This window comes from Taklimakanibacter lacteus (assembly GCA_003576695.1).
GTDB classification, from domain to species: Bacteria; Pseudomonadota; Alphaproteobacteria; order Rhizobiales; family Aestuariivirgaceae; genus Taklimakanibacter; species Taklimakanibacter lacteus.
In genome coordinates, this window is record QOZQ01000006.1 from 204,436 (window position 1) to 228,596 (window position 24,161).

General features: G+C 63.8%; 23 protein-coding genes and 1 pseudogene. 14 read left to right on the forward strand and 10 right to left on the reverse strand.

The genetic code is table 11. The features are described 5' to 3' along the window. Positions 1-203 precede the first annotated feature (203 nt). Entirely contained in the window at positions 204-587 is a 384-nt protein-coding gene (locus DT068_RS13910) for a DUF2794 domain-containing protein (RefSeq protein ID WP_119390445.1), read from the forward strand. Between the two features lie 69 nt (positions 588-656). Here the strand turns inward: DT068_RS13910 and DT068_RS13915 are convergent, their stop codons facing one another. The 4 genes from DT068_RS13915 to DT068_RS13930 all read right to left on the reverse strand — a co-directional run bounded on the left by DT068_RS13915 (position 657) and on the right by DT068_RS13930 (position 3,031). Then, on the reverse strand, positions 657-1,394 hold the full coding sequence (locus tag DT068_RS13915) for a Bax inhibitor-1/YccA family protein (RefSeq protein ID WP_119390446.1): 738 nt from the start codon (positions 1,392-1,394) through the stop codon (positions 657-659). Positions 1,395-1,483: 89 nt separating this feature from the next. After that, positions 1,484-1,777: a 4a-hydroxytetrahydrobiopterin dehydratase gene (locus DT068_RS13920; protein WP_119390447.1), complete on the reverse strand. Its 294-nt coding sequence runs from the start codon at positions 1,775-1,777 to the stop codon at positions 1,484-1,486. A gap of 2 nt (positions 1,778-1,779) precedes the next feature. Beyond that, positions 1,780-2,322, reverse strand: coding sequence for an RNA 2',3'-cyclic phosphodiesterase (gene thpR, locus DT068_RS13925; RefSeq protein WP_119390448.1), 543 nt, complete (start codon positions 2,320-2,322; stop codon positions 1,780-1,782). 79 nt (positions 2,323-2,401) lie between these two features. After that, positions 2,402-3,031, reverse strand: a complete 630-nt coding sequence (locus DT068_RS13930; protein ID WP_119390449.1) for an arylesterase — start codon at positions 3,029-3,031, stop codon at positions 2,402-2,404. Positions 3,032-3,110: 79 nt separating this feature from the next. Here DT068_RS13930 and DT068_RS13935 point away from each other — a divergent pair, with 79 nt between their 5' ends. The 3 genes from DT068_RS13935 (at position 3,111) to DT068_RS13945 (ending at position 6,763) form a co-directional block, all read left to right on the forward strand. Next, positions 3,111-3,794: an ABC transporter ATP-binding protein gene (locus DT068_RS13935; RefSeq protein ID WP_368904719.1), complete on the forward strand. Its 684-nt coding sequence runs from the start codon at positions 3,111-3,113 to the stop codon at positions 3,792-3,794. After that, a complete protein-coding gene (locus DT068_RS13940; RefSeq protein ID WP_119390451.1) occupies positions 3,791-6,295 on the forward strand; it encodes an ABC transporter permease in 2,505 nt (834 codons plus the stop codon). Before DT068_RS13935 ends, DT068_RS13940 begins: the two co-directional genes overlap by 4 nt. 105 nt (positions 6,296-6,400) lie before the next feature. Further along, positions 6,401-6,763, forward strand: a complete 363-nt coding sequence (locus DT068_RS13945; RefSeq protein WP_119390452.1) for an endonuclease domain-containing protein — start codon at positions 6,401-6,403, stop codon at positions 6,761-6,763. 72 nt (positions 6,764-6,835) lie between these two features. Here the strand turns inward: DT068_RS13945 and DT068_RS13950 are convergent, their stop codons facing one another. Beyond that, positions 6,836-8,356, reverse strand: coding sequence for an MFS transporter (locus DT068_RS13950; RefSeq protein WP_119390645.1), 1,521 nt, complete (start codon positions 8,354-8,356; stop codon positions 6,836-6,838). A gap of 104 nt (positions 8,357-8,460) precedes the next feature. Here DT068_RS13950 and DT068_RS13955 point away from each other — a divergent pair, with 104 nt between their 5' ends. The 6 genes from DT068_RS13955 to DT068_RS13980 all read left to right on the forward strand — a co-directional run bounded on the left by DT068_RS13955 (position 8,461) and on the right by DT068_RS13980 (position 14,403). Beyond that, on the forward strand, positions 8,461-9,330 hold the full coding sequence (locus tag DT068_RS13955) for a LysR family transcriptional regulator (protein WP_119390453.1): 870 nt from the start codon (positions 8,461-8,463) through the stop codon (positions 9,328-9,330). A 138-nt stretch (positions 9,331-9,468) separates the two neighbouring features. Then, positions 9,469-10,626 carry an IS110 family RNA-guided transposase gene (locus DT068_RS13960; protein ID WP_119390454.1) on the forward strand — a complete coding sequence of 386 codons (1,158 nt, stop codon included), beginning with the start codon at positions 9,469-9,471 and terminating at the stop codon, positions 10,624-10,626. Positions 10,627-11,120: 494 nt separating this feature from the next. Continuing rightward, the gene (locus DT068_RS13965; protein ID WP_119390455.1) at positions 11,121-11,699 is read left to right on the forward strand and encodes a cob(I)yrinic acid a,c-diamide adenosyltransferase; all 579 of its coding nucleotides are present in this window, start codon (positions 11,121-11,123) and stop codon (positions 11,697-11,699) included. Then, the gene (locus tag DT068_RS13970) at positions 11,699-12,388 is read left to right on the forward strand and encodes a rhomboid family intramembrane serine protease (RefSeq protein ID WP_119390456.1); all 690 of its coding nucleotides are present in this window, start codon (positions 11,699-11,701) and stop codon (positions 12,386-12,388) included. The genes DT068_RS13965 and DT068_RS13970 overlap by 1 nt, the downstream gene beginning before the upstream one ends. 325 nt (positions 12,389-12,713) lie before the next feature. Continuing rightward, the gene (locus DT068_RS13975) at positions 12,714-13,460 is read left to right on the forward strand and encodes an electron transfer flavoprotein subunit beta/FixA family protein (RefSeq protein ID WP_119390457.1); all 747 of its coding nucleotides are present in this window, start codon (positions 12,714-12,716) and stop codon (positions 13,458-13,460) included. Between the two features lies 1 nt (position 13,461). Next, the gene (locus tag DT068_RS13980; protein WP_119390458.1) at positions 13,462-14,403 is read left to right on the forward strand and encodes an electron transfer flavoprotein subunit alpha/FixB family protein; all 942 of its coding nucleotides are present in this window, start codon (positions 13,462-13,464) and stop codon (positions 14,401-14,403) included. A 63-nt stretch (positions 14,404-14,466) separates the two neighbouring features. On the opposite strand, the gene DT068_RS28365 is transcribed toward DT068_RS13980, so the two are convergent. The 4 genes and pseudogenes from DT068_RS28365 to DT068_RS13995 form a co-directional block, all read right to left on the reverse strand. Next, complete coding sequence (locus DT068_RS28365) at positions 14,467-14,991, reverse strand: nuclear transport factor 2 family protein (protein ID WP_368904736.1); 525 nt, start codon at positions 14,989-14,991, stop codon at positions 14,467-14,469. Between the two features lie 6 nt (positions 14,992-14,997). After that, positions 14,998-15,915, reverse strand: a pseudogene (locus DT068_RS28370) (alpha/beta hydrolase); the annotation flags it as partial. 51 nt (positions 15,916-15,966) lie between these two features. Next, on the reverse strand, positions 15,967-16,773 hold the full coding sequence (locus DT068_RS13990) for a helix-turn-helix domain-containing protein (RefSeq protein ID WP_119390460.1): 807 nt from the start codon (positions 16,771-16,773) through the stop codon (positions 15,967-15,969). Positions 16,774-16,823: 50 nt separating this feature from the next. Further along, positions 16,824-18,017 (reverse strand): MFS transporter, encoded by a 1,194-nt coding sequence (locus tag DT068_RS13995; protein WP_119390461.1) that lies wholly within the window; start codon positions 18,015-18,017, stop codon positions 16,824-16,826. Positions 18,018-18,164: 147 nt separating this feature from the next. On the opposite strand from DT068_RS13995, the gene DT068_RS14000 reads away from it, so the two are divergent. Further along, entirely contained in the window at positions 18,165-19,040 is an 876-nt protein-coding gene (locus DT068_RS14000; RefSeq protein WP_119390462.1) for a 3-hydroxybutyryl-CoA dehydrogenase, read from the forward strand. Positions 19,041-19,337: 297 nt separating this feature from the next. Here the strand turns inward: DT068_RS14000 and DT068_RS14005 are convergent, their stop codons facing one another. Then, positions 19,338-19,958 (reverse strand): TlpA family protein disulfide reductase, encoded by a 621-nt coding sequence (locus tag DT068_RS14005; RefSeq protein WP_162914190.1) that lies wholly within the window; start codon positions 19,956-19,958, stop codon positions 19,338-19,340. A 26-nt stretch (positions 19,959-19,984) separates the two neighbouring features. On the opposite strand from DT068_RS14005, the gene argH reads away from it, so the two are divergent. The 3 genes from argH (at position 19,985) to DT068_RS14025 (ending at position 24,158) form a co-directional block, all read left to right on the forward strand. Next, positions 19,985-21,367 (forward strand): argininosuccinate lyase, encoded by a 1,383-nt coding sequence (gene argH / locus DT068_RS14010; RefSeq protein WP_119390464.1) that lies wholly within the window; start codon positions 19,985-19,987, stop codon positions 21,365-21,367. A gap of 246 nt (positions 21,368-21,613) precedes the next feature. Next, a complete protein-coding gene (locus DT068_RS14015; RefSeq protein ID WP_119390465.1) occupies positions 21,614-22,828 on the forward strand; it encodes an adenylate/guanylate cyclase domain-containing protein in 1,215 nt (404 codons plus the stop codon). Between the two features lie 655 nt (positions 22,829-23,483). Next, entirely contained in the window at positions 23,484-24,158 is a 675-nt protein-coding gene (locus tag DT068_RS14025) for an outer membrane protein (protein ID WP_119390467.1), read from the forward strand. The last annotated feature ends 3 nt before the right edge of the window (positions 24,159-24,161 follow it).

Genomic DNA, 24,161 nt, shown 5'->3' on the forward strand with positions numbered 1-24,161 from the left:
GCCCATCCATGGTGGCTCCGAAAGGGCCGGATTGCGGCGGCAATGTGAAACTTTTATTCCGACGGGGCAGCTTGGTTTTTACCGGCTCGATCGAGCGAATCGCTTCGATTCCAACAGCTTGTCCTGCGCGAACGAAAGCAAGCTTGCCAAGCTCCCGCTCCGGGTCCATGCTTCATGTGACAGAATGGAGTCGCAGGACTTAGGTGAGCGATTTCGAGCCGATAGTTTCCTTCCGGGCGCGTGCGGCTGGCACGTTTCCGGAACCCAGGGACACCAGCCCCCCGGCGAAGCGGACCGCCTTCGACCGGAAAGAACTCAACATTATTCTCAATGTCTATGGCGCCAAGGTCGCGGAGGGCGAATGGCGCGATTACGCGCTCGATTTCGAGAGCGACAAGGCGACCTTCTCGATCTACCGGCGCGCCAGCGAGATGCCGCTCTATCGCATCGTCAAGGACGCGACGCTCGCCCGCCGCCAGGGCGCCTATTCGGTCATTGCCCAGGGCGGGCTGATCCTCAGGCGTGGCCACGACCTGGCCCAGGTGCTGCGCGTCCTGCTCGGCAAGCCCAAGCTGGTGACCATTTAATCTCTTCAATAAAAAAAAACCCCGGATGTCGCCATCCGGGGTCGGTTCAGCTTCTCCGTGCTTCAAGGACTATTCGCGATTACCGAACAGCCGGAGCAGCATGAGGAACAGATTGATGAAGTCGAGATAGAGACTGAGAGCACCCATGAGGATCTTCTTGCTCATGGTCTCGCTGTCATCGGCTTCGAAATACATCTCCTTGATCTTCTGCGTGTCATAGGCGGTGAGGCCCGCAAACACCAGGACGCCGATCACCGAGATCGCGTATTGCAAAGGCCCGTTCGCCCAGAAAAGATTGACGATGCTGGCAATGATGATTCCGATCAGGCCCATGAACAGGAATGAGCCCCAACCGGTCAGGTCACGCTTGGTCGTGTACCCCCACAGGCTAAGCGCGCCGAAGGTTGCCGCTGAAATGAAGAACACCCGCGTGATGCTGTTGCCGGAATAGACGAGGCCGAGCGTCGAGAACGCGACGCCATTGAGCGCCGCATAAATCCAGAACACCGCCTGGGCGGTTGCCGCCCGCATCGCATGGACACGAAAAGACAGGAAGAACACCAGCGCCAACGGCGCCAGCACGAACACCCACATGAGCTGGGAGTTGAAAATGGCATTGCCAAAAGGCGTAAGCTGACCGTTCTGCACCGCCAGCATGAAAGTGCCGGCCGCTACCGCGCCAGTGACCGCGAGGCCGGCGGCCATGTAGTTGTAGACGCCGAGCATATAGGACCTGAGGCCCTGGTCGATCTCGGCCCGTGTGCCGGCGCGGGTCTGCGCCTGGTTTTGGTATCGGATATCAGCCATTTAGGTTGCTCCCTCCAGAAGCTCGAAACACGCCAACGCATATGGGGTCTCTTCACCCCACCGTCAAGCCGTCAAGGTCTTGAACTCTCTCACAACTTTGCGAAGACGTCCATCTTTGCCGCAAGCTTGAGGTCGAACTCGGTCAAGCCCCCGGCATCATGGGTCGAAAGCACGACATCGACCTTGTTATAGACATTCGACCATTCCGGATGATGGTCCATCTTCTCCGCCGCGAGCGCCACCCGGCTCATGAAGCCCCAGGCTTCATTGAAGCTCTTGAACCTGAAGCTTTTGGCGATCGCGTCGCGGCCCGGAACCTCGCTCCAGCCGGAAAGGTCCTTGAGCGCCCTGGCGCGCGCCTCGCCTGACAGTTTCTCAGCCATGGCTAGAAGGCCGCACCCAGCGAATAGGCTTCCTCCACCGCATAGGGTCCGCCGCCGCGCGACGGCCTGGACGAGAACAGCACGAAGCGGTCGACCTCGAAGAAGCGGCTGGCGAACAGGCTGTGCGCGGCGATGAAGCGGTGCACATGATCGAGCGTCGTGTCGCGCAGGCGCGCCAGCGTCACATGCGGGGTGAATTTGCGCTGCTCGGGCGGCATGCCCAGCATCTGGCAGATGCGCTCATGCGTGCTCTGCAGCCGCCGCAGCTCCGGGCTTTCCGCCACGCTCGCATAGAGCGCATGCGGCTTGTTGCCGCCGAAGGCATCGATGCCCTTGAGCCGGAGCGTGAAGGGCTTGGCCGACACGGCATCCAGCTCAGCCGCGATTTCACGGGCTAATCCGTCGTCTATGTCGCCCATGAAACGCAAGGTGATGTGATAGGATTCCCGGTCGATCCAGCGTGCGCCCCAGATGCCACCTTTCATGAGATCGAGCTCGAAGGCAACGTCGGTCGGAATCTCGACACCGGTAAACAATCGCGGCATGGCGGGTCTCCTTTCAAGCGGAGCTCGTTTGTCGCGTGAGCAGCCTTACGCTAACGCGATTCGTGGAGAAATAAAGCGGTTATTTGGAGGAGGCCTGCCTGAGCAGCTCTTCCGTGATCGGAAGGATTTTGGCAACGATGATGTCCACTCCTTTGCGGTTGGGATGGAGCCCGTCCGGCTGGTTGAGGGCCGGCTCGGCGGCGACGCCGTCGAGGAAGAAGGGATAGAAAAGGACGCCATGCTTTTGGGCGAGGCGCGGGAAGAGCGCATCGAATTCCTGCCCATAGTCGGGTCCGAGATTGCGAGGGGCGAGCATGCCGGCGAAGAGCACCGGGAGCTTGCGCCGCTTGAGCTCGCTTAGGATCCGGTCGAGCGCCTTTTCGGTCTCCCGGGGCTTGATCCCCCGGAGCGCGTCATTGGCGCCGAGCTCGAGGATGACGCCGTCGACGTCACCGGCAAGGGTCCAGTCGAGCCGCTCGGCGCCGGCGGTGCTGGTGTCGCCCGACACCCCGGCATTGGCGATCACGATATCGTGACCTTTGGCCTTGAGGGCCGCCTCCAGCCTGGCCGGAAAGGCATCGCCCGGATCGACGCCGAGACCCGCGGTCAGGCTGTCGCCAAAGGCGAGGATATGGAGCGTTTGCGCCGAAACCGGCAGCGGGGCGAGAAGAAGGGCGAGGAGGACGAGAAACCCGAATCGCATGGCCATTCAGGTAGGAACTCCTTGTGACAACAGCAAGTCATGGGCTCGTATGGACTTTTCCGGCCCCGTCTCCCATCTAGGCCGGATGCCCGATCCCATCGTCTCCCTGGAAAATGTCCATCTGACCCTTCCGAGCCGCGCCGGCCCCGTCGACATATTGCGCGGCATCGATCTGAGTGTCAGGCCGGGCGAGGCGCTGGGCATTGTCGGCCCCTCGGGCTCCGGCAAGACCACCTTGCTGATGGTGATCGCCGGTCTCGAGCGGGTCAGTTCCGGCACGATCTCGGTCGCCGGCACCCTGCTCAACGGCAAGAACGAGGACGCCCTTGCCCGTTTCCGCCGCGACGCCATCGGCATCGTCTTCCAGTCCTTCCATCTGATCCCGACCATGACGGCGCTCGAGAATGTCGCCGTGCCGCTCGAATTCAAGGGCGTCGCCGATGCCCTGGGCCAGGCTGGTAAGCATCTCGACCGCGTCGGCCTCGGTCACCGCCTCAGCCACTATCCGGGCCAGCTCTCGGGCGGCGAGCAGCAGCGCGTCGCCATTGCGCGTGCTTTGGCGTCGGGCGCCAGGATCATCCTGGCCGATGAGCCGACCGGCAATCTCGATCTCGATACCGGCAAGGCCATCATGGATTTGCTTTTCACCTTGAAGCAGGAGGATGGCGCGACACTTCTCCTCATCACCCATGACCCCGCTCTCGCCCAGCGCTGCGACCGCATCGCCAGCGTGCGCGACGGGCGCATCATGTCGGGCGCCCATCCATGAGCCTGTGGCTCACTTATGCTTGGCGCGACCTGCGCTCCGGCCTGCAGGGCTTCTGGATATTCCTCACCTGCCTGGCGCTCGGCACGGCGGCCATCGCCATTGTCGGCTCGCTCGGTGCCGCCATCGATCGCGGCCTCATGGAGCAGGGCCAGCCGCTGCTCGGCGGCGACATCGAGGTGGCGCTCATCCACCGCGAGGCGACGCCGGCCGAGCTCGCTTTCCTCGAGAGCAAAGGCGTCGTCTCCCAAGTCGGATCCTTGCGCGCCATGGCGCGTGGCAATGACCTGACGACATTGGTCGAGATCAAGGCGGTCGACGGCCAATATCCGCTCTATGGCGCGGTCGATCTTGCACCCGCCGTCACCGTCAAGGATGTGGTCGCCGGTGACAATGTCGCCGTCGATCCGATCCTGCTCGAGCGCCTCGATCTGAAGACGGGCGATGTGGTCCGCATCGGCGAGAAGGATTTCACGATTGATGCCACGATCACCAAGGAGCCCGACCGGATCTCGGACGGTCTCGCTCTCGGCCCGCGCGTGATGATGAGCGAGGCCTCGCTGCAAGCCACGGGCCTCATCCAGCCGGGCAGCCTCATCACCTGGAAATACCGGGTGAAGATGGCGGCGGGCGCCAGCCCCGCGGAAGTGCGCGAGGTGGTGCGCGAGGCCCAGGAAGATCACCGCGATTCGGGCTGGCGGGTGCGCAATCGCGGCAGCGCGGCACCGGGCGCCGATCAGTATATCGAGCGTCTCTCCTATTTCATGACGCTGGTCGGCCTGACTGCGCTCATCATTGGCGGCGCCGGCATCGCCAATGCCGCGAGCGCCTTCATCAACCGCCGCACCGAAGCCATCGCGACGCTGAAATGCTTAGGCGCCCCCCAGCGCACCATCACCGGCATCTACCTGACCGAGATCCTGCTCGTCGCCCTCCTCGCCATCGCCATCGGCCTTGCCGCAGGTGCAGTGGCGCCCATGATCGCCAAGGCGACGATCGGCGAGCTCATCCCCTTGCCGCTGACGGCGGGCGTCGAAGGGAGGCCGCTGGCGCTCGCCGCCGTCTTCGGCTTCCTGGTCACCATCGCCTTCACCATGTGGCCCCTCGCCCGCACCCGCCATGTGCCGGCCTCGGCCCTGTTCCGCCACCATGTCCAGGCGGTCGCCGGCTGGCCCGGCTGGCTGGCGCTCATCACCATCGCTTCGGCGCTCGCCATCATGGCCGGCCTCGTCTATGTGAGCTTCGCCGATGCGCGCATCACCACCATCTATCTGGGCGGCCTTGCCGGCAGCTTCGTCGTGCTGCTCGGCCTTGCCGCGGCGATCGTCCATCTGACCCGCAAATTGCCGCGCCCGAAAAGCGCCATCTGGCGCTATGCGCTGTCCAATGTGCACCGTCCGGGCTCGGCGGCGATCTCCGTCATCCTGGCGCTCGGCCTCGGCCTGACGCTGTTCGTCACCCTGGCGCTCACCGACCGGACCATCTCGACCGAGCTCACCTCCGGCATTCCCGACCGCGCCCCGTCATTTTTCTTCCTCGATATCCGCAATGACGAGAAGCAGGCCTTTCTCGACCTCGTGGCCAGGGAACCGGGCGTCACCCAGGTCGAGACGGCGCCCATGCTCCGTGGACGGATCACCAACCTGAAGGGCGTCACGGTGGACAAGGTGAAGTCATCGCCCGATACCGCCTGGGCACTGCGCGGCGATCGCGGCCTCACCTATGCGAGCGACCTGCCCCGGGGATCGACGCTCACCGACGGCACATGGTGGCCGGCCGATTATTCGGGCCCGCCGCTCGTCTCCTTTGTCGATGAAGTGGCCAGGGGCCTCGATCTCAGGATCGGCGATGACATCACCGTCAATGTGCTGGGCCGCGACGTGAAGGCGAAGATCGCCAGCCTGCGCAAGGTGAACTGGCGCTCGCTCGACATCAATTTCCTGATGATCTTCACGCCCGACACGCTGGCGAAGGCGCCGCATCAGAACATCGTCACCGTCGAGATGTCGGGCGGCGACGAAGGCAAATTGCTCAATACAGTTTCTCGCGCCTTCCCGACCGTGACGGCGATCAGGGTCAAGGATGTGGTGGCGACCGTCACCGATCTTTTGACCCAGATGCTCGCCGCCATCCGGGGCGCCAATGCGCTGACCCTCGTCACCGGCATATTGGTGCTGGCGGGCGCCTTGAGCGCCGGTCTCGCCGGAAGGCTTTATGACGCCGTGGTGCTCAAGACCTATGGCGCGACAAGGCTCGAGCTGATCCAGGCCTTTGTCATCGAATATGCGATACTGGGTCTCGCCTCGGCGGTATTCGGCATCACCGTCGGCGCTTTGGGCTCGTGGTTCCTGAGCTTCTGGATCCTCGAAATGCCCTGGGCCTTCTCCTGGAGCACCGCGCTGCTGACGGCCCTCATCGCCATGGTGCTCGCCATCGCCGCAGGCCTCATCGTGACCTGGCGCGCGCTCACCGCCAAGCCGGCGCCGATCCTGAGGGATGAGTGAGGCGTTCCCGGGAAGCACCTCGCCCCGCGAAGCGGGGAGAGGGAGGGGCCCATTGCGCAGCAATGGGAGGGTGAGGGGCATCCCTGTTCATGTTATGCTGACCGCATGCGCGGCGTTGATCGCAGGGGAATCCCGGTAGCCAGAAAGCTGCGCCGTCAACTGACGAGCGCGGAATCGAAACTTTGGGCTGAATTGCGCAATCGACAGCTCGGCGGCTTCAAATTTGTGCGACAGGAGCCGGTGAGCGACTACGTCGCAGATTTCGCATGTCGGGAAGCACGGCTTATCGTTGAAGTTGATGGTGCCACACATTCAACCGATGAGGAGATGAGGCACGATTCAATCCGTACGGCGGATCTCAATCATTTCGGATATACGATCATTCGCGTTCAGAACGATGATGTCTATAACGCGATGGAGGGCGTTCTGGGTACTATCCTGGCGGCGCTGACATCATCCTCCAGGTAACAGGGATGCCCCTCACCCTCCCATTGCTGACGCAATGGGCCCCTCCCTCTCCCCGCTTCGCGGGGCGAGGTGTCATGCAAACCTGGCTTTCCTCTTCGGGCTCAGGATCGCGAAGGCCAGCGCCGCGAGGATCCACGCGCCGATGCCGCCATAGAGCGTGATCCAGCCGAAGCCCTGGGTGAGGGCGCCGTGCAGCACGCCGTCCGAAGCAACGCCCGGCAGCCTGTCGGCCAGCGACGTCACGCTGCCCGAGGCGATGCCCTCGGCAAGGGTGCGCAGCCCGGCCGCATCGATGCCGGATGGAAGCGCCTCCCTGAGATGGGCCAGGATGCCCTGCACCAGCACGAAGCCCATGACGGCGATATTGATGGCGAGCGCGATGAGCCTGGCGCTCACATCGATGCCGGACGCCATGCCGGAACGATCGGCCGAGACCGAGCCCGTCGTCGTGTCGGTGACCGGCGTGTTGGTGAGGCCGATGCCCATGCCGGCGATGAGCGCGCCCGGCAGCATCGTCAGCCAGCTCGCCTGCGGGGCTGAGCTGCCGAAGCGCATCAGGAGGAAGCCGAGGCCGATGGTGAAGAGCCCGAGCGGGATGACGGTGCGGGCGCCATGGCGGTGCAGCAGATATTGCGCGACCGGCGTCATCACCAGGAAGGGCATCGTATAAGCGAGCAGCACCGCACCCATGACCGTGCTGTCATAGCCGAGGCCTGCGGTGAAATAGATCGGCAGATAGATCATCAGCGGCCAGTAGCTGAAATTCATGCCGATGCAGCCGATGATCGCGCCGGAGAAGTTGCGCACCCTGAACACCGAGAAATCGAACATCGGATGCGCGTTGAGTTTCTCGACGAAGACGAATGCGATGAAGCTCAGGACGGCGACGGCCAGGATGGCGAGCGAAGCGACGCTGCCGAAGCCGAGCCCGGGCCCCTGCGTGATGTAAAAGGCGAGACAGAACACAGCCACGGTCAAGGTGGCGATGCCCGCAAGGTCGAGATGCCTGGCGGCGGGATCGCGCGATTCGCGCACCCCGGCAGAGGCGAGCACGAGGGTCATGAGGGCGAGCGGCACATGCACGAGGAAGACCCATTGCCAGCTGGCCAGCGCCACGATCATGCCGCCGACCGCCGGGCCGAAGCCGAGGCCGATGCCGGCGATGACGCCCCACATCGCGAAAGCGCGGCCGCGCTCGGCGCCGTCGCGGAACTGATGCGAGAGAACGGCGATCGAGCAGATGAAGATGGCGCCGCCCGCCATGCCCTGCAGGAAGCGCCCGATGATGAGGAGAAGCGCGCTGGAGGCGAGGCCGCAGATGAGCGATGTGATGGCGAAGGCCCAGATGCTGACGGCGAAGACGCGCCGGCGCCCGAACCGGTCGGCCAGGGTGCCCGTCGCCATGAGCACCGGCGTGCAGGCGATCGTATAGGCGTTCATGATCCATTGCAGATCCTGGAAGGAGGCCGCGAGCACCCGCTCCAGCGTCGGCAGGATCACCGGCACGCTGGAGATTTCGAGGCCGAACATCAGGGCGGCGAGGCAGGTGGCGGCCAGCGCGATCCGGTTTCTTCCGGTCGGGTCAAGGCTCATGTCGGGTCCCCCATTCATGGTTACTGGGGAGGACATAGGCGCGGCTTGACTATATAAAAATAGGATGGTTCTCTATTTCAGAGATAACAGAACAGAATAGATCAATGGCCACACTGGATGTCGAATCGGTACAGGCTTTCGTGACGGTGGCGGATCTGCGCAGCTTCACCAAGGCGGCCGCGACGCTCGGCACCACCCAGGCGGCGGTGAGCGTCAAGCTGAAGCGGCTCGAGGACCGTCTGGGCTTCCGGCTGATCGAGCGCACGCCGCGCAAGGTGCGTCTGTCGGAACGCGGTGCCGCCTTCCTCTGTTCCGCCCGCGACTTCATTTCCGCGCATGAGCGCGCCATTGCCGGTCTTTCGGCGACGCCGCGCCGCCTGGCCCTGGGCTTCCTCGATCATGTGGCCGGTCCCGATTTTCCGCCTCTGCTGGCGCGCCTGCATGAGCACGACCCGGCTTTGGTGATCGAGGTGCGCATCGATGTCTCGCAGCGTCTTCTCGAGGCCTTCGACAAGGGGCTGCTCGATGCGGTGATCGTCCGCCGCGAGGACAACCGCCGCGACGGCGAGGTGGTGACGCATGATCATCTCGGCTGGTTCGCCGCACCGGGTTTCGTATGGACGAAAGGCACGCCCTTGCGGCTTGCGTCCTTTGCCGCCAATTGCCCGGAGCGGTTGCTCGCGACGCGCGCCCTCGATGCCGCCGGCATCGCCTGGAGCGAGACTTTCGTCGGCGGCGGCATCACCGCGATCGCCGCCGCTGTATTGGCCGGGCTCGCGGTGGCGCCTCTTGCCCATCAGGTGGCGCCGGCGGGTGCGGTCGAGGTCGGCCGGCAGCTTGGCCTGCCGCCGCTGCCGGCAACCGACATCATCCTGCTTTCGACGCTGACCGACACCCGCTCCCGCGAGGCCCTGCGCATCCTCGCCACCGCCTTCCGCGAGCGCCGCTGGCAGGCCAGGCCGCGACTGGCTTGAGTGCTGGAATCAACGAGAGTCTCCACCGGTCTAAAATATTTCCCCTTCTCCCGTGCGCAGCATGGGAGAAGATTCTATGGGGTGGACGACGAGGGTAAGCTGCCCAGTGTCGTACACACACTGAATGGAGTGACCCCCATGCAAAGTGATCTGAGCAGATCTCTCGTCGTCCTCAAGCAGGATACCACGCTGATCGCGGTTATCGAACTGAGCCTGTCGAGCTGGCTGGTCGGCGGACTTGTCCCCGGCCTGAAGCGCCAGCCCCGGCGGAAGCTTGATCCCGATCCCTGTGGACTGCTTGCCTTGCTTGAGCGCTGGCGGGATGAAGGGGTGAGGGCTGGCCAGAAGATCGAGCGCATAGCGGTGGCTTATGAAGCCGGGCGTGACGGCTTCTGGCTGGCGCGCTGGCTCAGGTCGCGCGGGATCGAGGCGCATGTGATCCACCCCAACAGCATTCCCGTGCCGCGCGAGCATCGCCGCGCCAAGAGCGACCGGCTCGACACCGAGCTTCTGTTGCGCGGCTTTTTGGGCTGGCTGCGCGGCGAGGCGAAGCACTGCTCGATGGCGCAGATTCCCAGCATCGCGCAGGAAGATCTGAAGCGCCCCAATCGCGAGCATCAGCGCCTGGTCAATGAGCGTACCTCGCTGATCAACCGTCTGAAGGCCTGCCTGATCCGCTTCGGCATCCGCACCTTCAATCCCAAGCTCAAAAAGGCGGCCGAGCAGCTTTCGGGGCTGCGCACCCCGGAAGGCGGGCCTCTGCCTGCCAACACCCTTGCCGAACTCGGCCGCGACCTGGCCAGGCTGCGTCTGGTCAGGGAACAGATCAAGGCGATCGAGACCGAGCGATGCGCGCACCTGGCCAAGGCAAGCAAGGACAGGCACGCCACGACAGTGCGCTCGCTCATCCGGGTGGTGGGGCTGGGTGTCGAGACTGCCGACATGCTGGACAGCGAGATGTTTGCCCGGCCCTTGCGCGACCGCTGGGCGGCGGCGCGCTATGGCGGGCTCACCGGCTCGCCCGATGAGAGCGGGACGAGACGGCGCGAACAAGGTCTGGCGCGCGCCGGCAATAGCCGGGTCAGGCGCGGCATGATCCAGTTCGCCTGGCGCTTTCTCAGGTTCCAGGAGGACAGCCCGCTGGCCCAATGGTACCGGCACAAGACCCAGAGCGCCCGCAAGGACATCCGCAAATTGATGATCGTGGCGCTTGCCCGCAAGCTGCTCATCGCTCTGTGGCGCATGGCCACCCAGGGCGTGGAACCTGAGGGCATTACATTGCGCCAGGTGGGATAAGAGGAGAGCAAAACAGGATAACTGGAGAAAGGTTTCGGCCTCATGGCCGTTCTCGATCCGGGGTGATGGCTGACCGTTGCGCCACCATGGCTTTGATGTCGCGGAGAAGATTGGAGCCAGCATCACGGAACTTGCCGACGATGCGCATGACTGCATCATGGTCAGGCCCTCAGTGGCCGCCGTATACAAGGCTGTGGCGGAAGTCTTCGCCACATCATGCAAGTTCCCCCGATCGACGCCTCGATCCATCGTCTTGTGAACAAGGAGGAGCAAATGAATGAATCTGTTCTTGACAAAAAGCCCCATACAAGGTGGCCGATAGGCCGGATGAGGGCTCTTCCCGCGAAGCGGGCCAAATCCTGGACCAAAGAGCCCTCACCCGCCCTCTCGGGCACCCTCTCCCATTGCTACGCAACGGGCGAGGGGGAAACGCGTTTCAGAGATCGTGTGTCTTGGCTATTCAACGGCGCGGCAACAACCGCTAAGACTGTCCCATGGTCGTTCTCAACCGCATCTATACACGCACCGGCGATAAAGGTGACACGGCGCTGGGTTCCGGCGAGCGCGTGCCCAAGACCCATTTGCGCATCCAGGCCTATGGCACGGTCGATGAGACCAATGCCGTGCTCGGCATCGCCCGGTTGCACACCGGTGAATTCGCCCGCCTCGACGGCATGCTGGCCCGCATCCAGAACGATCTCTTCGATCTGGGCGCCGATCTCTGCGTGCCCGACACCGGCAAGGACCTGGGCTACGAGCCCTTGCGCATGACGGCGCACCAGACCGAGCGGCTCGAGGCCGAGATCGACGAGCTCAATGCCGATCTCAAGCCCTTGCGCTCTTTCGTGCTGCCGGGCGGCCATGCCGGCGCGGCGCATCTCCATCTCTGCCGCACCGTGTGCCGGCGCGCCGAACGGCTCATCGTCGAGCTCAGCCTCGACCCTGAGGAGGATGTGAGCGACGGCGTCCTCACTTTCGTCAACCGCCTGTCGGATTTCTTCTTCGTCGCCAGCCGCTGGGTGAATGCGCAGGGCTCGGGCGATGTGCTGTGGGTCAAGGGAGCCAACCGCTGATGTTCGTTCCTCTGCATGACGACACGCCGTTGAAGGTCATCCGCTTCCAGTATGTGACGGGCGCCCTCATCCTCATCAATGTCGTCGTGTTCCTGCTCACCGGCGCCTTCACCAGCGAAGAGGTGCTGTGGGCGGTGGCCACGGGCTATGGCATCGTGCCGGTCGAGCTCATCCACATCGTCAATCCCGGCACCGCCTATAATCCCATCCCCGAGCCCCTGACCCTCATCACCTATCAGTTCCTGCATGGCGGCTGGTGGCATCTCATCTCCAACATGGCCTTCCTCTGGGTCTTCGCCGACAATGTCGAGGATGCCTTCGGCCATGCGGGCTTCCTGATCTTCTATCTCCTGTGCGGGGCCGCCGCCGGCATGCTGCACACGCTGCTGGCGCCGCAATCGGCCGCCCCGCTGATCGGCGCCTCGGGCGCGGTGTCGGGCGTGCTCGCCTCCTATCTCCTGCTCTATCCCAAAGCGCGGGTGTGGATCCTGCTCTTCCTGCGCATTCCCTTGCCGATCTCGGCCTTCTGGGCCTTGAGCGGCTGGTTCCTCCTGCAGGTTGTCAGCGTTTTCATCGCCACCGATGAGGGCGACCAGGTGGCGTGGTGGGCGCATATTGGCGGGTTCCTCTGCGGCCTCATCCTCACTTTCGTGCTGCGCTCGCGGCTTCTGGTGAAAACCCAGACGTAGCGAGCCCTCTCCGATTTTCCCCTCGCCCGTCGCGAAGCGATGGGAGAGGGTGGCCGAAGGCCGGGTGAGGGCTCTTCGCCTGCAAAACGCAATGCCTTTGAAAACTTCTTGGGCTTTGAGAAAGAGCCCTCATCCGCCCTTCGGGCCCCTTCTCCCATGCTGCGCACGGGAGAAGGGGAACTGAAAGGCGGGGCGAGGGTGGTTTGCAACGTCGCAGGCGGCATTGTTTTGCCGGTATCGGCGTTGACTCGGATGGGCCCGGTCTCTAGTTTCCGGCCCGATTTGTGCGCCGCCACAAAGGGCGGCAACCCCATGAGGAGTGCCCATGAAGGTTCTGGTCGCGGTCAAGCGCGTCGTTGATTACAACGTCAAAATTCGCGTCAAGGCGGACGGCTCGGGCGTCGAGCTCGCCAATGTGAAGATGTCGATGAACCCCTTCGACGAGATCGGCGTCGAGGAAGCGGTCCGTCTCAAGGAAGCGGGCAAGGCGACCGAGGTCGTCGCCATATCCGTGGGCCCGGCCCAGGCGCAGGAAACCATCCGCACCGCGCTCGCCATGGGCGCCGACCGCGGCATCCTCATCAAGAGCGACAGCTATGTCGAGCCGCTCGGCATCGCCAAGATCCTGAAAGGCGTGATCGAGGCCGAGAAGCCCGATCTCGTGATCCTCGGCAAGCAGGCGATCGACGACGATTGCAACCAGACCGGCCAGATGCTCTCGGCCCTCCTCGGCTGGGCGCAGGCGACCTTCGCCTCGAAGCTCGAGATCGACGGCGCCGAAGCGACCGTGACGCGCGAGATCGACGGCGGCTTGCAGACCATCAAGGTCAAGATGCCGCTGATCATGACCACCGATCTCCGTCTCAACCAGCCGCGCTATGCCTCGCTCCCCAATATCATGAAGGCGAAGAAGAAGCCGCTCGAAGAGAAGACCCCGGCCGATTACGGCGCCGATGTCACGCCGCGCCTCAAGGTGGTCAACACCGCCGAGCCGCCGAAGCGCCAGGCCGGCGTCAAGGTGAAGTCGGTGCCCGAACTCGTATCGAAGCTCAAAGAAGCGGGAGTGATCTGAGATGGCTGTTCTTCTCATTGCCGAGCATGACAATGCTCATCTCAAGGACGCGACCCACAAGGCGCTGACCGCCGCGGCGAAGCTCGGCGGCGATGTCCATGTGCTGGTGGCCGGCAACAAGGCCGATGCCGCTGCCGCGCAAGCCGCGAAGCTCGACGGCGTCAAGAAGGTGCTGCATGTCGATGCGGCGCAATATGAGCGCCCGCTCGCCGAGCCGATGGCGGCATTGATCGTCTCGCTTGCCGGCCCCTATGACCATATCGTGGCGCCCGCCACCACCAACGGCAAGAACTACATGCCGCGCGCCGCCGCTCTTCTCGATGTCATGCAGATCTCCGACATCTCGGAAGTGAAGTCGCCCGACACCTTCGTGCGCCTCATCTATGCCGGCAATGCCGTGCAGACGGTGCAGTCGGGCGACAAGAAGAAGCTCATCACGGTCAGGACCGCGGCCTTCCCGGCGACGGGCGAAGGCGGCTCGGCGCCGGTCGAGAAGACGCAAGGCCCCGCCGATCCGGGCCTCTCCTCCTATCAGGGCGAGAATCTCTCCAAGTCCGACCGCCCCGAGCTCACCTCGGCCAAGATCATCGTCTCGGGCGGCCGCGGCATGCAGAATGGCGAGAACTTCCACATGCTCGACAAGGTCGCCGACAAGCTCGGCGCCGCGGTCGGCGCTTCCCGCGCCGCCGTCGATGCGGGCTTCGTGCCGAACGACTACCAGGTCGGCCAGACCGGCAAGGTCGTCGCTCCCGATCTCTATATCGCGGTCGGCATTTCGGGCGCCATCCAGCATCTGGCCGGCATGAAGGACTCGAAGGTCATCGTCGCCATCAACAAGGACGAGGAAGCGCCGATCTTCCAGGTCGCCGATTACGGCCTCGTCGCCGATCTCTTCCAGGCGGTGCCGGAGCTCGAAGCCGAGCTCGGCAAGCTGGGGAAGTAAGGCAGCATTCAGGACCAAATCCAAGGCCCGGCTTTTGCCGGGCCTTTTATTTTGTGCGACTCGCTATCTCATTTTCGCTTTCGCCCGCTCCATCGCCTCGGCCGCGAGCGCCCGCTCACCTATCTCCTGCGTGAGGCTGAAGGTCATATGCGTGACCTTCCACATGCCGTCGATCCTCGCCAGCTGCCAGTCATAGGTTCCGATCGGGCGCCACACGCGCTCGCCCAGATAATGCCGGCCATCGACAAAGGCCGACGCCCGCGCCGTGTCGCCCTCTATCGTCGCTTTCACATCGGTGATCTCGTGGCGTGTCGCATCGAAGCCCGGCACGATGCCGCGCCAGGCCGTCATCAGCGCGGCCGGCGTCATGCGCTGCGCCTCGCCGCCCCACAGGCTCGTATAGTCGATGAGGATTTTGGGCGCGAAAGCGCGTTCGGCGACATCATAAGCGGCAAGATCGACGGCGAGCGGAATGGACGAGACGACCGCGATCACCTGGGCTTCGTCAGCCGTGCCGGTGGGACCGAGTTCACGCGTCAGATACCTGGCGAAGTGGCGAACCGCCGCGTCGCTCGAGCGTTTCACCACCTGGGGATCGTCATAGAAGGAGAAATGGTCCTCGCTCGACCAGAGGAGATCCTTGGGCGCCCTGACCGCCGCATGGATCGCTCTCACATTCGCCGCCAGCGCTGCATTGTCGGAATGGACGAAGAGGCTCGGCACCTTCAGTGCCTTGGCGGCGGCGACGCTGTCATAGGTGAGCCATTCGGGCCAGCCCATCAGCGCGAAGCGATTGTCCCATTGCGCGATGCCGCCGCGATGGGCGCTGCCATAATAGTCGAAAGGCCCGGCCATGGCGGCGCTCGTGTCCTTGTAGTCGAAGGCTTTCACATAGCGCACCTCGCCGTCGCGATCGAAGATGGCGCGAGCCTCCTCGCCGGCCTTGATGCGCTTGGCGACACCGGCATCTCCACCATAGATCGAGCCGACACTCGCCTTGTCGTGAAACCAGCCCGCAACCGCCACGAAAGCCTTGATGGGCGCCCCTTCATTGATCGCCTGCGCGGCATAGCCGGCGGAGGCGCAGACCGCGAGGATGCCGGTGCGGGCCGCATCGACTTCCGGCACCGTCCGCAGGAATTCCGCCGCCGCCCTGAAATCGGCAACCTTGCGGGACGGGCTTTCATGGGCGCGCGGCTCGCCGCCCGATTCGCCGAAATTGCGGAAATCGAAAGTCAGCGCCGCATAGCCCCGCCTTGCGAGTTCTTGCGCATAGTTCTGCGCCATCTGCTCCTTGACCGTGGTCCATGATCCGGCGACCAGAATGCCCGGCAGCCTGCGGCCGGCATGGTCGGCGGGCAGATGCAGGATGCCCGCCATGGATTCACCCCCGCTGGTGAAAGTGACCTTGCGGGTCATGACATCGGCCGCCGCGGCCTGCGCGGCCATGATCATTGCCGCAATGGCACTCAGGATGATGAGCTTCATCTTCGCCTCCTTGTTCGCAAGGCGCGGATTATCGGCCGCACTGCGACCGGACGGAGGTGGCGGTCTTGCTGGTTTCTAGGCCGATCTTGCTTTTCGCAAGCTTGCGGGCGCGGTTCCGACATGGCGCCGGAACAGCTTCGCAAAGCGCGACGCGTCCCTGTAGCCCAGCGACCAGGCGATGTCGGCGATCGGCACGCGTGTCGTTTCGATCATCTGCCTTGCCCGCGTCATGCGCCGCTGCGTGACATAGGCATGGGGCGTGGCGCCGGTCTCGGCCTTGAACCGGCGCAGGAAGTGATAGGGGCTCACGGCGGCGATGGCCGCGAGCGGCTGGAGCGCCAGATCTTCCGCCAGATGCGCTTCGATGAAAGCGAGCGCGCGCAGGATGCGCCGGTCTCGCGCCGGGACGCGATCGGCAAAGAGGCGCCCTTGCGCCAGATGCAGCGCGAGCGTGACCGAGAGGCTCTCGCGATAGAGCTCAGGCGCATCATCGGGGGCGGCGTGGAGCGCGAAGACCAGCTCGGCCGCCAGCGGATCGAGCGTGCCGACGGTGAAGTCCCTGATCTCCTCCACACCCTCGTCGGCGAAGAGGGCCCGCGGCAGGCTCACATTGATGATCGCCTGCGGCCCCTTCCAGCTGCAACGCCCATCGAGCCCGGCCGGGAATATCCAGCCCGATCCCGGCAGCAGCGGCAATTCGCGTTCGGCATCGCTGGCATAGGCGCCCCAATGACCGGGCTGGGCGGTGAGCACGAGGCCGACCGTCAGCTCATCGAAGCGGAAGCACCCTTCGCCGGCGGCGAAACGATGATGTGACGAGGCCGCGTTGGACCAGCGCCTTGTGCCGGGCGCGAGCTGCGGCCACCGCGTGGTGAAATCCATGCGCGCAGTCTCTCATGCTTTGGCAGCACCCGCGCTTCACATGATCGCGATCAGCCTCTCCGGCGATCGAAACGGCTCGCGATGAGCGTGAACACGATCGCCAGCGCCGCGAAGAGGGAACCGACCGGCGTCAGCCAGGCGAGGAGATGCTCGGCGACGATCTTCGCGCCGACGCCGGCGCCGATCGCCTGGCCCAGATAGATGGTGGATGTGTTGAGCGCCACCGAGGCCGAGGCGAGCGCCGGCGCATGGGCGATGAGCCGGCTCTGCTGCAGCGAGTTGGACGAGAAGGTGCCGAGGCCCCAGATCGCCATCGCGACGGCTGCGCCCGCGAGCAGGCCAAGTGTCGCCGAGAAGACGATCATGCCGATGAGCAATGCGCCAAGGGCGAGCAGGATCATGCGGTCGATGCCGATGCGGGCGACGAAGCGCGCGGCGATGAAATTGCCGAGAACGCCCGCGGCGCCGAAGCCGGCGAGGAGACCGGCAATGAGGGCGGGCGATGCGCCGAGCAGATCCTTGAAGAGCGGCGCCATATAGCTGAACGCCGTGAACTGCCCCGACGAGCTTGCCAGCGTAACCAGCAGGATGAGGATCAGCACCGGATCGAAGAACACGTCGCGCCAGGCGGCGAGCGAGAGCTTGCCGACATGGAGGCCTGACGGCATTGTGCGCCATACGATGATGCCGGCCGCAAGCGCCAGCAGCGCCATGATCGCATAGGCGAAGCGCCAGCCGATAAAGGCGGCGATGAGACTGCCGCAGGGCATGCCGGCGACCGAGGCGATCGACCAGCCGATGAAGATGAAGGCCACGGCGCCCGCGCGTTTTTCCGGCGGCACTATCAGCCCGACGCTCGCCGCCGCCTGCGGCGTGAAGATGCCGGCCGAGATCACGGTGATGGCGCGCAAGGCCAGCAGCGACCAGAAATCGGGCGCCAATGCCGAGAGCGCATGGCCCGCCGCATAGAAGATAAGCGAGCCCACCAGAAGGACGCGGCGATCGATGCCGCTGGTGAAGGTGGCGAAGAACGGGGCGCCCAGGCCGATGACGATGCCGCTGGCCAGCATCAGGAGGCCGGCCGTCGCCGGGCTGACGCCGAGGCCGGCGGAGAGATCGTTCAGCATGCCCGCTGGCAGCAGGATGCCGGTGCCGATGATGAAATTCCCGGCAAAAAGCGCCCATAAAGCCCAATTGAGCCGGGCCGCCGGCAGCCCCGCGGGGCCCTCATTTGTATGGGTCATGCCCGATCATGCCAGAAGCTGAAGAGCGCCGTATATCGCCCCTGCGGTATGCCAGACCCGTCGATTTCGCACATGCGAAATGCACTTGCTCAAGCAACAGGCACGATATAGGCTCCCACGCCTTTACCAAGTGGGTAGTAGACGGACATGCAGATTAAAAAAGTCGGCGTCATTGGCGCCGGTCAGATGGGCAACGGCATCGCCCATGTTTGCGCCCTTTCGGGCTTCACGGTGCTTCTCAACGATGTGAGCAAGGAGCGGATGGAGGCGGGACTCGCCACCATCAACGGCAACCTCTCCCGCCAGGTCAGGTCCGCCAAGATCACCGAAGCCGAGCGCGACAAGGCGCTGAAGAACATCTCGACCGCGCCCTCCTATGAGGATTTCGGCGATTGCGATCTGGTGATCGAAAGCGCCGTCGAGGACGAGGCGGTCAAGCGCAAGATCTTCACCGCGGTCTGCCCGCATCTCGCGGAGCATGCGTTGCTCGGCACCAACACATCTTCGATCTCGATCACCAGGCTCGCCGCCTCGACCGACCGGCCGGAAAAATTCATGGGCATCCACTTCATGAATCCGGTGCCGCTCATGGAGCTGGTCGAGCTCATCCGCGGCATCGCCACCGACGAGCAGACCTTCAGCTCGGTGAAGGAATTCTCGCTCAAGCTGAAGAAGACGATCGCGGTGGCCGAGGATTTCCCGGCCTTCATCGTCAACCGCATCCTGATGCCGATGATCAACGAGGCGGTCTATACGCTTTACGAAGGCGTCGGCAATGTCGAGGCGATCGACCTGTCGATGAAGCTCGGCGCCCATCATCCGATGGGCCCGCTCGAGCTTGCCGATTTCATCGGCCTCGATACCTGCCTGTCGATCATGCAGGTTCTCTATGAAGGCCTCGCCGATTCCAAATACCGCCCCTGCCCGCTGCTGGTGAAATATGTCGAGGCCGGCTGGCTCGGCCGCAAGACCAATCGCGGCTTCTATGACTATCGCGGCGAAAAGCCGGTGCCGACACGGTAAGGAAGAACATCAACGCGGCGAGACGACCACCATCGTTCGTCATCCCGGCGAGGCGAACACCAACGTTCGTCATCCCGGCGAAAGCCGGGACCCCTGAATAAGGCCAATCTGGGTTGTGTTCCCCGCGCTTCGCCAATCCAATTGGGGCCCGGCTTCGCCGGGCGAAGATCGGCATCAGCTCGCTGAAACAGGGCAGCACCGCCCGGTTGATTCTATTCAGGGGGTCCCGGCTTTCGCCGGGATGACGGACTATAGGGACCGTCACTTTCGCCGGGATGACGGTGTTGGATGTTGCGCTTATTCTTCTTGAATCGCCGCTTTGATCAGCGCTTTGGCTTCCGGTGAATTCCATTCGGCGGGGCCGAGGAGGCGGCCGATCTCGCGGCCTTCGCGGTCGATGAGGATCGAGGCCGGCAGGCCCACCGCCTGGAACTGGCTCAAGGCTTCGGTCGAGGGATCGGCATAGAGCTTGAGCGCGGTGGCACCCACCTCTTTCAGGAACTGGCCCGACGCTTCGAAGCCCTTGCGGTCGACGCTGATGGCGACGACCTCGAAATCAGGCCCTCCCATCTCGCTCTGCAATTGGGCGAGCGCGGGCATTTCCTTGCGGCAGGGCGCGCACCAGGTGGCCCACAGATTGACCAGCACGACCCGGCCCTTCCAGGCCTTGAGCGATGTCGCCGCCCCGTTTTCCGGCGTGAGGCTGATCTCGGGCACCGGCTTTCTTTCGCCCTTGACCACAAAGGCCGCCATGGCGCCGGTCGCCAGCGCCCGGCTCACCTGGCCCGGCGCCGCGGGCGACGCCGTCTCGACCTTGCCATCGCCTTCCCCCTTCAAGTAAACCCCGAAGGCCGTGGCCAGGACGGCAAGGACGACGATCAGGATGGCGGGCCTCAGGGTTCGGGCTTTTTCACTCATTCGGGATTCCATTAACGAGGCAGGCGATGACCAACAAGATGTGGGGCGGCAGGTTCGAGAGCGCGCCCGACGCCATCATGGAAGAGATCAATGCCTCGATCGGCTTTGACCAGAGACTGTTCGCGCAGGATATCAGAGGATCGCTCGCCCATGCCAGGATGCTTGCCGAGAAGGGCATCATCTCGAAGTCAGACGCGGCTGAAATAAGGCGGGGCCTGGAGAAGGTGCAAGCCGAAATCGAGGGAGGCTCCTTCACTTTTTCGCGCGCGCTGGAAGACATCCATATGAATGTCGAGCAGCGCCTGAAGGACCTGATCGGCCCGGCCGCCGGGCGGCTCCACACCGCCCGCTCGCGCAACGACCAGGTGGCGACCGATTTCCGCCTCTATATTCGCGATGTCTGCGACCATCTCGACGGACAGCTCAAGGACTTGCAGCTCGCTCTCGCCGCCAAGGCCGAGAAGCACGCGGCCACCATCATGCCGGGCTTCACCCATTTGCAGGTGGCCCAGCCCGTCACCTTCGGCCATCACATGCTGGCCTATGTCGAGATGCTGGCGCGCGACAGGAGCCGCATCGGCGATGCGCGCAAGCGCATGAATGAATCGCCTCTGGGCGCCGCGGCGCTCGCCGGCACATCCTTCCCCATCGACCGCGCCATGACGGCGAAGGAGCTCGCCTTCGACCGGCCGATGCGCAATTCGCTCGATGCGGTGGCCGACCGCGATTTCGTGCTCGAGCTGCTCGCCGCCGCTTCGATCGGCGCGATGCATCTCTCGCGCCTGGCCGAAGAGATCGTCATCTGGTGCTCGGCGCAGTTCCGCTTCGTGACGCTCTCCGACAGATTCACCACCGGCTCCTCGATCATGCCGCAGAAGCGCAATCCCGATGCGGCCGAGCTCATCCGCGGCAAGCCGGGCCGTGTGCTGGGCGCCTTCACCTCGTTGTTGCTGGTGATGAAGGGCCTGCCGCTGACCTATTCGAAGGACATGCAGGAGGACAAGGAGCCGGCCTTCGATGCGATCGACAATTTCTCGCTCGCCGTCGCGGCGATGACCGGCATGATCAAGGACCTCGAGCCCAATGCCAAGACGATGCGCGCCGCCGCCGCCCAGGGTTTCGCCACCGCGACCGACCTCGCCGACTGGCTGGTGCGCTCGCTCGGCCTGCCTTTCCGCGAGGCGCATCACGTGACGGGGGCGCTGGTGGCGCTGGCCGAGAAGAAGAACTGCGATCTCGCGAGCTTGAGCCTCACCGACATGCACGGCGTCAACGACAGGATCACCACCGATGTCTACAAGGTGCTCTCGGTGGAGAACTCCGTCGCCTCGCGCGTGAGCCTCGGCGGCACCGCACCCGCCAATGTGAAGCGCGAAGCGGCGCGCTGGTTGAAGCTGCTGACGAAGTAGGGGAAATGATCCTCGCCATTACGGGAAAGGAACGGGGAGATTTTCGCCGGTAAATCCCGGGCCTTTCCGTCAATGGCGGCTTCAGGCGGTCGCCTGTTCACAAGGCTCACGAGCCGGCGCCCTGGCTCCTTCACTTTCCGGTCGCACGCTCCGGTCATAGGCAAGAGCAAATCGATTTGACACTGGCTTCAGCTCGACGCCCCCGATATCGTGGCGAGATTCACGCGCCGAAAGAAAGAAACCCGCATGAATGAAGGCGACATCTCGCGCATCTCGCAGGCGATCATCGCGCGCGGCATTGCCGGCCAGTCGGAAGTGGCGCTGCTCCATGGCTTCTGCGCCGACTGCAACGAGGCGGGCCTCGGCCTTGCCATCGCCACCGCCGTGATCGACACGCTGCATCCCATCCATGAGGGCCGCGCCTTCCACTGGCGCGCCGATGGCGCGGTCGAGCGCGAGATGTCGGAATATTCCCCCGGCTCCTATTCCGAGGAGAACTGGCGCCGCAGCATCTTCTTCCATCTGCTCGAGACGGGTGGCGATGAATTGCGCCGCCGCCTCGGCCCCGACGATCCGCGCGATTTCTTCTATCTCGACCAGCTCGACCAGCAGAAGCAGACCGACTATGTCGCCTTCCTGCAGCGCTTCGACCGCGAGGCCGCCATCGGCGAGATGGACTGCATCTATACGCAATGGTCGACGGCGAAGCCGGAAGGCTTCAGCGATGCGGAGCTCATCGCGCTGCGCCGCCTGGTGCCGCTTCTAGCGCTGGCGCTCAAGTGCGCTTCGCTGGCCCGCGTCGCCGAGACCATCGCCGAGGTCTATCTCGGCCGCGATGCCGGGCAGCGCGTGCTGCAGGGCCGCATCGTGCGCGGCGTCGCCGACCGCATCAATGCCGTCCTGTGGTATTCCGACCTCAGGGATTTCACCACCATCACCGATTCATCGCCGCCGGACGAGGTGATCCCGCTCCTCAACGACTATGCCGATGCGGTGATCTCGGCCATCCACGACAAGGGCGGCAGCGTGCTGAAGCTGATCGGCGACGGCGTGCTCGCCATCTTCGGCGGCGCCGGGCCGGAAGAGACCTGCCGGCGCGCGCTTCTCGCCGAGATGAAGATGCGGAAGCGCATCGCCGAGCTGAACGAGAAGCGGAAAAGCGAAGGCCGCGCGGTTGCCGGCGTCAATCTCGGGCTCCATATCGGGGATGTGTTCTACGGCAATATCGGCTCGGCCACGCGGCTCGATTTCACCGTCATCGGCCCGGCGGTGAACGAGGTGAGCCGCATCGTGGCGCTGTGCCGCTCGGTCGAGCGCAATATCCTGCTTTCCTCCGATTTCGCCGCCGCCACGCCCGAGCCCGAACGCTCCCGCCTGGTCTCGGTCGGCCGCTTCGCGCTCCGCGGTGTCAGCCGGGCGCAGGATCTCTACACGATCGATCCCGAGCTGGTGCGAGATTGAACCGCCGACCAATACTGGAAACATTCGGCAATAGATTCTGATACGAATCCGCTTCGCGCGTCGCTAGGTGCAATCTTTGCCGACGAACCGCTTGGCAAGTGGATTGCCAGTAATCCATCAGATGAAGACCTCCGTGAAAGGCTACTTCGTCGCGCACAGTGGACACCACCTTCCCGTTCTTTAACCGCTCCGTGAGCACCATGCGACGTGAAAACATCGTGCCGAAAGCCGCCAATATCATGTTGTGAGCGTCATCCGTCCCGAGGACTGAATTAAAAGCCTTATTGTCTCGCAGATGGAGGAGCATGCTCGGTTCGTCAGGGGTCAAGGTAATATCCTTCGGGAGGCTGGCGAGCGGGATCAAGAATACCCATGGCTCGGCTCCATCGCCCCTCTTCCTGGCATTCGCCGAGCCGCGCGTCGCTCCAGAACCTGCACTGGACCAGGAGCGAGACACCTAAGCTGATTAGGCCGCCGACAATCACGCCGATCATCGGGATCGAGGCCGGCAATCCGTTCGACATCCAGATTGCCGGCGAACGCATGCTGCCATGTGACCTGAAAGCCACAACGGGCAAGAATCGGGTAGGGGTCGGTTGACCTTCCGGCAACCCAGGTGCAGTATTTTCACTCATATCCAATCGGGCTGGGACCAATGATCAATAAACTTCTTTTGGCCGGTGCCGTTTCAGCTTTCGTGATTTCGAGCGCGCAGGCGGCGGATTTCGTCGAGGAGCCCGCAGTCTATGATTGGAGCGGTCCCTATATCGGCGCTCATTTCGGTTACGGCGGAGTCGGCACAGATGGCGAGTTCGACCGTGACGCAGATGTGAACAATGATCTGAGTGACTTCGACGCAGAAGGGATCTTGGGTGGTGCCCAGTTGGGGTGGAACTGGCAAAGTGGTGACTGGGTGTTCGGCATCGAAGGAGATATTTCAGCAGTCGATTGGGATAGTTCCGCCGAAGATCAGATTTTCGCTCCTGGCGAAGTAACCTTGGAGATTGATTTCCTGGCCACCATACGTGGGCGCGTCGGCTGGGCCATGGACAATACGCTGCTTTACGTGACTGGTGGCGTGGCTTTTCTTGAAGGAGAATTCGAAGACACGGAGGAGGGTGGCAGCGCTGACGTTTCGGCTACTGGCGGGGCGATCGGTGGTGGCCTTGAATGGGGCATGACTGAGAATTTGAGCATCAAGGCAGAGGGACTGTATCTATTCTTCGATGATGACACCAGCCTTGCGGATCTGCCGACCGGCGCCTCAACTGACAGCCTGGAGATTGAGGACGGATATATCGTGAGACTCGGCGCCAATCTGCGATTCTAGAGA